We start from the raw sequence: 9,598 nt of genomic DNA, 5'->3' as shown, positions 1-9,598 counted from the left end.
TTCTATTCTTACTAAACGTAAGCAGAGTCTCTCGAAGTCCTCCCACTCTAATTCTCCAAAAGGAAGTTCCTGGATTCTTGTATCAACCGGTGGATTAATTAAAGTTTTTGTTGGTGTTTCCAACCAGGAAGGGATTGAACTACGTTCCTTTTCTTTTGACATCGTTATATATCCTTTCTTTATGTGTATTCCGTATTACATTTTAAAACAAATACAATTGAATGTATTTGTAATTATACTAAATATTTCTATATTTATCTTGCGTTTCAAACGTTAGTTCTCTTACAATTGCTAAATATTCATATATACTTGCGCTAATGGTATGACTAAAAAAATACTTAGATTCGAAAATATTGCGTATTCCATTTTCGAAAAAGTAAAATGAATTAGCTGATTTTTAAATAGAATAATATAGGATGAATTTTTTAATAGGTTTTCAACTTTCAGATATATAATATTCGGTGTTTTATTTAATTGAAGATGTATCCATCCGATGAGGAAATAGTAATTCTATAACGAAAATACATTATTATCCTCTGTCAGAATTATTTTAAACAAGCCTCTAACTATATATATCACGCAACCCCTTCATTCCAAATACTGTTTCTCGAGGATATTTTTTTTGTTTAAAGATGATTAAAGATGCTTTATGTTGCTAATTAGCATTTTAAATATTGTAATATTGTTTAAAGACTAAATGAAAATGGAACAGAATAACAATGATATTGTTAACTGTTCCAAAATATAGAGTGTTACTTAGTAGTACTTAGATATTTTGATTCTCTTAATGTAAACGCAGGTCTTGTTCCTTCAAGAATTTCAACTATTTTTGAATTTATTTTTGTATTTTCAATACTGCCTGAAGTGTATCTAATTTCTTTTGAAGTTTTATCCATGCTAGCAACAATAATTTGTTCCGTATCACAAGCAATTGCAATGTTTGGGTTATGTGTTACTATTATCACTTGTCTATTTTGTTTAGCTTTTAAGATACAAGGAACAAGTTTACTATAGACAGATTGATTATCCAAGTTATCTTCAGGCTGATCTATAATAATTGGGACATTATCTTTACTTAATGCTAAATAAAATGTTAATAAAACAAGACCTCTTTCACCTGGTGATAATTCTGATAAATTATTATCCTGATACGTTAATTGGAAATCGGTATTTAAATATTGCATACTCAATACACTTTGATAAAAACTTTCTTTATCATTAATTACTTTTTCTAGTTTATCAAAATCGTGTTCGTGCCCACACTTTATTACTTTTATTAAGGAACTATATATATTTTCAAAATCATTCCACTCAGTATCTTCAATTATTGTTAATAAAGCTTTTTCTGATTCTGTAACACCTTGGAAAAGGCTTTGTGGTCTCTTATTAATGCACTGGAGAGATAATAGTAAGGCTTTAGAATCAGGAACAAATTTTGTTTGGAATTTTATATCGTTTTTTATATCACCTAATAATAATAATAATTGCTGATCAATTGGTTTATAAATTTCGTCATATAAAATTGATATTTTTTCCTTTTTACTGAATATTGATTTTAAAATATCTCTTCTTGTGTTTAATAATAATTCGTATTCTTTATCAATATATAAGTCAAGATACATTTGTTCTTTTTTTAGATAGTTTAAAGAGTCAATAATATCATCATTACCTACTATAATCTTAAGATTCTTTTCCCAATTATTTAATTGATTTAAGTATTCTTGATATTGTTTGTTTTTTAATGAGGTTGTTTCTGTTAAAATTTCGATTTTATCGTTTATTTCTTGATACTTTTCTTGTAACTCTGTTATGTAGTCACTAGTTAAATTCATCTCTTCTACTGTAGTTAAAATTCTTTCTATATAGAATTCATTTGGAATACTATATTCAATTAATCCATTTTTATCATCTATTTTTAGTAATTCAGTTGCTTCTTGATTAATTTGAAAAATATCTTGTGCTATTTTCTTAATTTTACTTTGAATATTAAGCAAATTTTGATGGTAAACAGATTTCTTTGTCAACTTTACTCTATGTTTTTCGATTTCTTCTTTTATTTGTGTTAATTGATTTCTTAATCCTTCGATTTCAATATCATGTATTAAACTATCTTGATCTGTTGGTTTTAGAATTTCAGAAGGTTTTAAATTTAGATGTCTTTCGTGTTCAGAAGTTTTTTGAGCTAATTTATCTACAACTTCTTGATAGTGGGTCTTGCATTTCTGCTGTTCTAAATTTATTATCTTTCCATTAATTTCTTTTAATTCGGAAATTAAATTATCTATATCTAACTGAATTGGCTTGGTTTTTTTAGAAATAAACTCTTCGAAAGATTGCGAACCTAATCTTTCCTCCGTTGGTATATAAGAGAATATAACTTTATTAATTTCATTTTGGAAGAATTTGTTTTCTAAATCACTACATGTTTTCTCAATATATGTTTGTGGAAGATATTGGGCATTAGATAAATGACTACTATAAGAATGATTTTCCAATAATAGGCTTTCTACATGCTCTTCTTTTCCATCATGCCATTTTAATTTTGCTTCAAAATCTTTTCCATATTGATGTGGAGATTTATTAAACCTATCTCTTGTTAAAAATGATAGATTCTCATTTTGAATTGAATTTGTTAAAGTACCAATAATATCTGTCATTGCACTTTTTCCACTACCTTTGTTACCTATTATTGCAACTAAAGAAGGATTTAAAGGGATCTTTTGATTAAACCAATCAGGAATACTGGATGATGAACTTTTTTTATTTATTTCTATTGATTTAATTATAACTTTTGGATTACTTTCCAATGAAATTAATTTAGGAGGTTTGTTACCAACAAAGATGCGTTCTTCAGGGTGCAAAAGAGCTTGTTTAAGACCTTTGAAAGTAGGGTCAGCTTTTATCCAAAGATATGATGACAACTCATAATTTGAATAATTATGATTATCAGAGCTAATAATTACTGGATAGCTTTTGCTAAACTCTTTTTTTAAGAATTCAATAACAGTTGATTTATATTTTTTATAACTATTTTCATTATTAACCTCAAATACATCTATAAATGTAGCGTATTCTTTTTTAATTCCTCTATAAAACTCATCATTGTTCATGGTCTTATCAATACCACTGGCCTTATTTCCTGCATGGACAGTGATGATACCATTATTAGTTTTAATAAACTCTTTTATATCATCAGTATTCCAATATATTGTTTCAGTAGATTCTCTATTATGCGCCTTTTTCATAAAGTCATATTCAAAAACCCCACATAAATCTTCGATATTTGAGTCTTCCGGGAAAATTCCGATTATATGTATATTATTAGCTCCTTGGTGAGTTCTAAGTTCTACTCCTGGGAAAACTGTAATACCATATGGTTTACAAAGTGTTTGTATTTTTTCGATTCGTTCTTTATCAATTATAAAGTGATCTGTGATAGCAACAGCAGCGAATTCTAATTCAACCCATTTCTGAACTAGTAATTCATCAGAATACATATCATTACTTATTTGATAATCGTAAGAAGAACGAGTATGAATATGTAAATCCCATTTTCGCCAATATGAACCTGTATCTAATTGCATAAATCCACCTCTTAATAAATAATATTTATTCATAACTATAATAACATAATACTAGGTAAAAATTATAAAATAAGTAAATTCAATCAAAATCTATTTAGTAGTATATGTACAAAATAATTAAACTTTTAAGTTGAATTTTATCTTAATTTTCTTATCTAAGATTTGTTCCGGCTTACGGCAAATTATTTTTCTAGATTTATATTCGAATATTTACTCGTAAAATAAACAATTTTAAGAAAAAATAATGATTATTTTAAATAAAGCATACACAATTAGTTTTATTATCGATATACGAAATTAAGATTATTTTATGTCAATGCTTTATTTAGTATTTAGCCATTCGCTTTTACTTCTTTTAAAAATGAAAATAATAATTAAGTTCAATGATCACTTTCCTTTCTATACTGTCCATACTTGAGTTCCTTCTTAATCAACAGCTTTTATCCTTATCGACCTTCTATTCACCAGTTTTGATGGTATTACTTCAATCCATCAGTATTAAAGGAATTAATCTATTTGATGCTTCTTTGTATGAATGGATTCATAGGAAATCTCCGTTAACAATAGATAAAAATAATTATGGAAAATTGGAGGAGGGCTTTAATACGTCAACTCCCCATATGTTCATGGACGATTCTCACAATTACTTTTAATTTAATTCACTAATTTTCACAATAAAAATAACGCTGTGAGAACCATCGAGATTCAATAACACGTACGATTGCCCATCTCGATGGCTCTCACAGCGTATAATAAAAGCCTTCTGTGTTTTATAGATGACATGGAGTTAAAATTTAACTTGTTTTTCAAAACAAATGATCACTAACTTAAAAATTGCATAGGATACATATTTCGGTGCATCTGGATACACAATCGTTATCCTTTTTCACCAATATTTTGATTGAATGCAATTTAGTCTTACAGATGGCTCCGAGCCATTTCATTATCAATTATTAAGGGGAAAAATGGTTTAGGAATTTATATGAATATTGGACATATCTACATTAAACGATAATTAGCATTATTTAAACGAATAATCCCATTTTGAAAGAAAGCTTTCGATAATAAGAAGGTTGTGATCAAGATATTTATATTATGTAAACTAAAATTGTTTTAAGTGAATGAGGGCTTGAATGCCCCAACTACCCATAAGATCTACTGTATTCTACTGACAAAATGTAATTCCCTGCTTTTTGGACAAGAATGTCCAGACACTCTTTTCGAAATCAATTTATTTTTTATTTATAATATTAAAAAAACCAGTAGCAGTATCAACATAATCAACTGCTGCTGGTTTTAATTGTTTTGCTTTCATCTCTTGGGCAATCCCGTAAATCACTTTTTCAATGACGTTTGGGATTAGCCCGATAACCTTTACCTATTTATTCTGTGCGAAGTAAACACTTTGCCATTGATCTTTACTTTAGAAGCGGAGATAAGACTTTCTTTATTTGGTTAAAAATATGGATTTAGAATTTTGTCGATAGCAACCCATTTTTCAATAGATTTTTCCTTTTCATCTTTTTTATCAAGCGCTGTTGCTTCTTCATTAGCAGAAAAAGATAGTAGTTGATTCTTATTCCTTCCTATTTCATAGAATGAAACTATCCATAATTGGGTCGTTCTCGTAAAAAATATTAATACATCTACATGAAGTTCCATATCTTTTAGTAGCAATATTCAATAGTTCATTAAGATATTAATCCTCGCTTAATTCAATACCATATGCAAGTTGATTTTTCTTTATGTGTTCTATGTGTTTTAAAGTACAGCGCAGATTGCGCTCTTCTATAAATTGATATCCACCTTCTTTTCGCCTTTTACCTAGCCATTATTTCATTACTTAAAAATCTTATTGATCCAATTCTCATCTCAAACATTTTATCCCACAGATTCAAACTTTCATTAGCAATCAACTTTAATGAATCATCTTCGCTTTTATAAGTCTCATCATATAAACCAACTATAAGTTTTGAAAGTGCTTCGTCAAGCCCCCAATTTTCCGAATCAGAAATTGTAAAATTATCAATCAAGTGATTACTCAAAACAACTATTATTTCATGATATTCAATTAACGACTTATTCTCCTCTTCTAAGTATCGAACAAAAGAATAAAGTAATCTTCTACTCACTTTAGATTGCATTATTTTAGTTAAAAACTCGTAGTCTCTATCTAATCTTATTAGATTGTCATAAAATAATTTTGAAAAAGCAATTTCGAAATTGTAATCTAGCTCTCTAAATGCTATAAGAATTTGTTTACAACATTCATTATATTCATTTTTATTAAAATAAATAACAATCATTTCTAAAAAAGACTCCGCTTGATTCTGACTAAATATATTTATGTCTGCTACTATGTCTTCAAACTCACCATATTTTAAATTCATTTCAGCAAGAGTATATGCTCCAACTTTTATTAAGTCTTTATCATCTGAGTAAAAACATTTTAATATCGTCTCTAAAACAGCTTCACGATTTTGATCGTAGGAGTAGAAGAAAATATCCCTTAAATTGTAATGGCCTGCAAATCTATAATCTTCCTTATACAATTCTAATATTTTATTTAAAGCCCATTCCTTTTCTATATTAATTACTGGGCGTAATGTAAAAATAGATGCTAATTTCACTTCTGGATTTGGATCTATGGTAAGTTGATTTATTGTTGTTTTAAATAAACTATAGTATGATTTATCTCCCCATAACAAATGTTCGATGGCTCTTGCTGCACACCCCCTCACACAATTAATAGAATTGCTATAAAGTAAATCAAAGCTTCGCATTTCTTTATCTTCAGTAGTTGTAATAACTGGCTTTTCTAAACTAGGATTACTATGATTGACGGCAATTTCCATTAGCATTTTTAGCGTTTCATCAGACCAACCAACATTTTCTGATTTCTCTAAAATTCTACAAATATTTTGCGCTCTATAAGAATTATAATTACTCGGGAATTCTTTAAACAGGTCCTCTAATAAACAAATAGATATTTCAGTTATATCACAGTTAGCTAAACCATTATACAATGCATCTATAAACTGCTCATTTACAATTTCCTTGTTATTTAAAACTATATCAATCATTTCTAACGGGCTTTTTCTAACAGCTTCAGCAAAACTACTAGCAAATTGACGAATTGAACTTTCAACGAATCCGCCTGATACTTCTTTCCAACGTTCTTTTGTATTAAATTCATCTTTACTTTTCGTTATAATCCCCAACCAATTTCGAGATGAAAGTAACTTTCCACTAACAGGAGAGGAAACAAATCCTCCATGTCCTAAATTATACTTATACTTGGTATTCTGGCCATTAAATCTTCTTTCTAAAACCTTTAATAAGTCTTCAGCTTGCTTAGTTATCCTATTTTTAGGCAATACAGAGAGTAGTTCTAATTGTAAATCTCCCCAAAAACTCCAATAAGCTCTTTCTCCTTTATTTTCTTTGTTATATTCAATTCTGCTCTTTAAATAATCCTTTGCATTTTTCGGTACATAACTAATAATCGAATCTTCTAGATTAGTAAATAATGAATTATTACAGTTCATCGAATGTTTTTGTATAATTTTTTTTACTAGTGAAAGTACATCTCCGTCCCCAGCAGTCCGAATAAAAATTCGATTTTCAAAATTTTTACATATAAAATCAATAACATAATCACTAAAATCTTCATTAAAATTAAATAGCGCATCTAAAATTAATTCATTAACAACGTCATTAGAAGTAACACTTAATTCATTAATTATTTGAAGCGACTTTTTGGGATTAGTCTTTATTATAGATTTGTTAGCCTTCTCTAGAATGTTTATAATAATTCTTTCTATACTGGTTTTATTATGCTTAGCCGACCACTCACTAAATTCATAAATTGGACCTAATTCTTTAGGAATATACTTGATTAACTCCCTTAAAACCTCTTCACCATTTATGATTAAGAATTCATTATCTTCTAAAAAAATTTCCTCTTCAAACTTTTTGAACATATGGAGATTATTTCTTAATTTATTCTCTAATAAAAATGCTAAATATTTTATTGTTCTATACTCATGTTTTTTTATATCTGATTTAAAATCCATATAATAGTGATTTAAATCTGGAAAGGTCTCGTAAAGTTTTAATCTCAACTCAAACATTTCATCTACGTCCTTAGACAAATCATAAGGAAAACAAGCAGCAAATTTTCTAGCATATTCTTCTGAAACAAAAATATATTGTTTAATTAAGTCAATATCCTCAGAGTCATATTGAGGACTAACACTAGCAATTAGATGAATTGCATAATCTTTATTTTCTCTATCCTCTAACCATTTTTGTATAACACCGTTATTTAAAAGCAGCTTATAAAATTGAACTTTTGAATAGATAACATTATTTAATAGATGGTCCTTCCATTCACTATCTTCACAATATGACAAAATAAACCTTTGTATATTTAAATCTAAAACTTCTATATCTCTCATTATTTCCAAAAACACATATTTATTAAAAAATCTGATTTCTTTATCTTTTAATAACTGTGTTCCTACATTTATAAAATCTGCACTGTCAGTTTCTAATAGTGATTGCATTAACATTTGAAGTTGATATCTTTTAGCAGGTGTTTGCAACTCTTTACTTCCCAAAATCTCACTCATTGGAATTCTTTCGAAATATCTATGAAGCATTTTTTCAGATAATAAATAATCTAATATAGATTGGTGTGCAAATGAAATTTTATTACCTGATATATTTATAAATTCACTTGATGTTAAGAAATCTAATTCATTCTTATTACCGTTAAATAGAATTTTAGGTACATATATTCTTTCAAGTTCTGAAAACTTATTAACTAAATCTTGTTTGAAATTATTTAATTCCTTCTGTGAAAGTCCTAATTTAGAATATCCATCTAACAATTGTCCCCACCATTGTTCAATTAAATGATTAGTTGTTAAACATTCATCATAAGTTTTTTTGTTATCTAACTGTCCCCAAATAAATAAGTTACTAGGGATTTTCAGTAGACTTTGGAGTTTAGAAGTTAAGGTATGATATCTTTCACCAATAATATTCTCTACTTCTTGTCTTTCCAACTCACCAATTTTTACTTTATGCCATTTAATTAATGATGATTGATTATCCTCTTTGAATAAACCTCGAATATTGTTATCACTTTCTAAATCAAGGGTTCTACATACCATAACAACAGATATTTTATTCGTTCTTTCCCTATTTAAATATGTGACTTGTTCTATTATTTCTGAGCATACTAGTAATGCCCCCTTTGAGTGTGCCTGGGTCCACCTTAATGCATCTAACTGATCTAGTATTAATACAGCTTTATCATTTTTTGATAGACTATGTAAACAATGTGCGATTGAATCTGGAAATCCTAATTCTTCTCCCCATAATTTAGCGTTGTTACTAGGTACACGTTTGTCTAATTTAATTGCCAAATAAGAAATAGCTTTTAATTCGCAGTATTGTATTATCGCTTCTGTGGTTCCACTTTTACCCACCCCAGCTTTACCATGGATAATCAAAGAATCATTATCATCTATCAATCTATAACATTGTTTAAAACTCTCTCTTTCAAAGAATAAATTATTTAATGGTGTAAAAATACTTTTATACTCTCTATTCAATTCAACTATTCTTGGACCTATTCTGCTATCAAGTGAAAGGTTTTTAAATTGTAGATTATTCTCATTAGAAAATTTATGAATTAAACCTATGTTTATCCTCCTACCTAAAATATCTCCATCTATTATCCAACCTATAAATTGAGCATATATAGTTTTCTCATCACCAGAGAATAAGTAAGAAATCTTTTGGAGAATAATTTCTTTTAAATATGTGTCTGGAATCTGATGAAACAATATTTTCCTCAGATAGTTTAGGGATTTTTCAATATCACAACTATTACTAACATCTAAATCCATAGAATCACATAAGTTATTGTAAAAACTTTGAAATTTAACACTTGAAGTCATGATTTGGTGCTTATAAAAATATTCTGTACTTTCACTCGAATT

2 protein-coding genes are annotated in these 9,598 nt (G+C 27.9%); both read right to left on the bottom strand.

The genetic code is table 11. The features are described from left to right. Positions 1–752 precede the first annotated feature (752 nt). The gene (locus tag VK91_RS22205) at positions 753–3,584 is read right to left on the bottom strand and encodes a TrlF family AAA-like ATPase (RefSeq protein WP_048395953.1); all 2,832 of its coding nucleotides are present in this window, start codon (positions 3,582–3,584) and stop codon (positions 753–755) included. A gap of 1,820 nt (positions 3,585–5,404) precedes the next feature. Further along, entirely contained in the window at positions 5,405–9,556 is a 4,152-nt protein-coding gene (locus VK91_RS22195; RefSeq protein WP_156181914.1) for a hypothetical protein, read from the bottom strand. Positions 9,557–9,598 lie beyond the last annotated feature (42 nt).

Source organism: Lysinibacillus sp. LK3, assembly GCF_001043675.1.
GTDB classification, from domain to species: domain Bacteria; phylum Bacillota; class Bacilli; order Bacillales_A; family Planococcaceae; genus Lysinibacillus; species Lysinibacillus capsici.
This window is presented reverse-complemented; position numbering and strand designations above follow the sequence as displayed.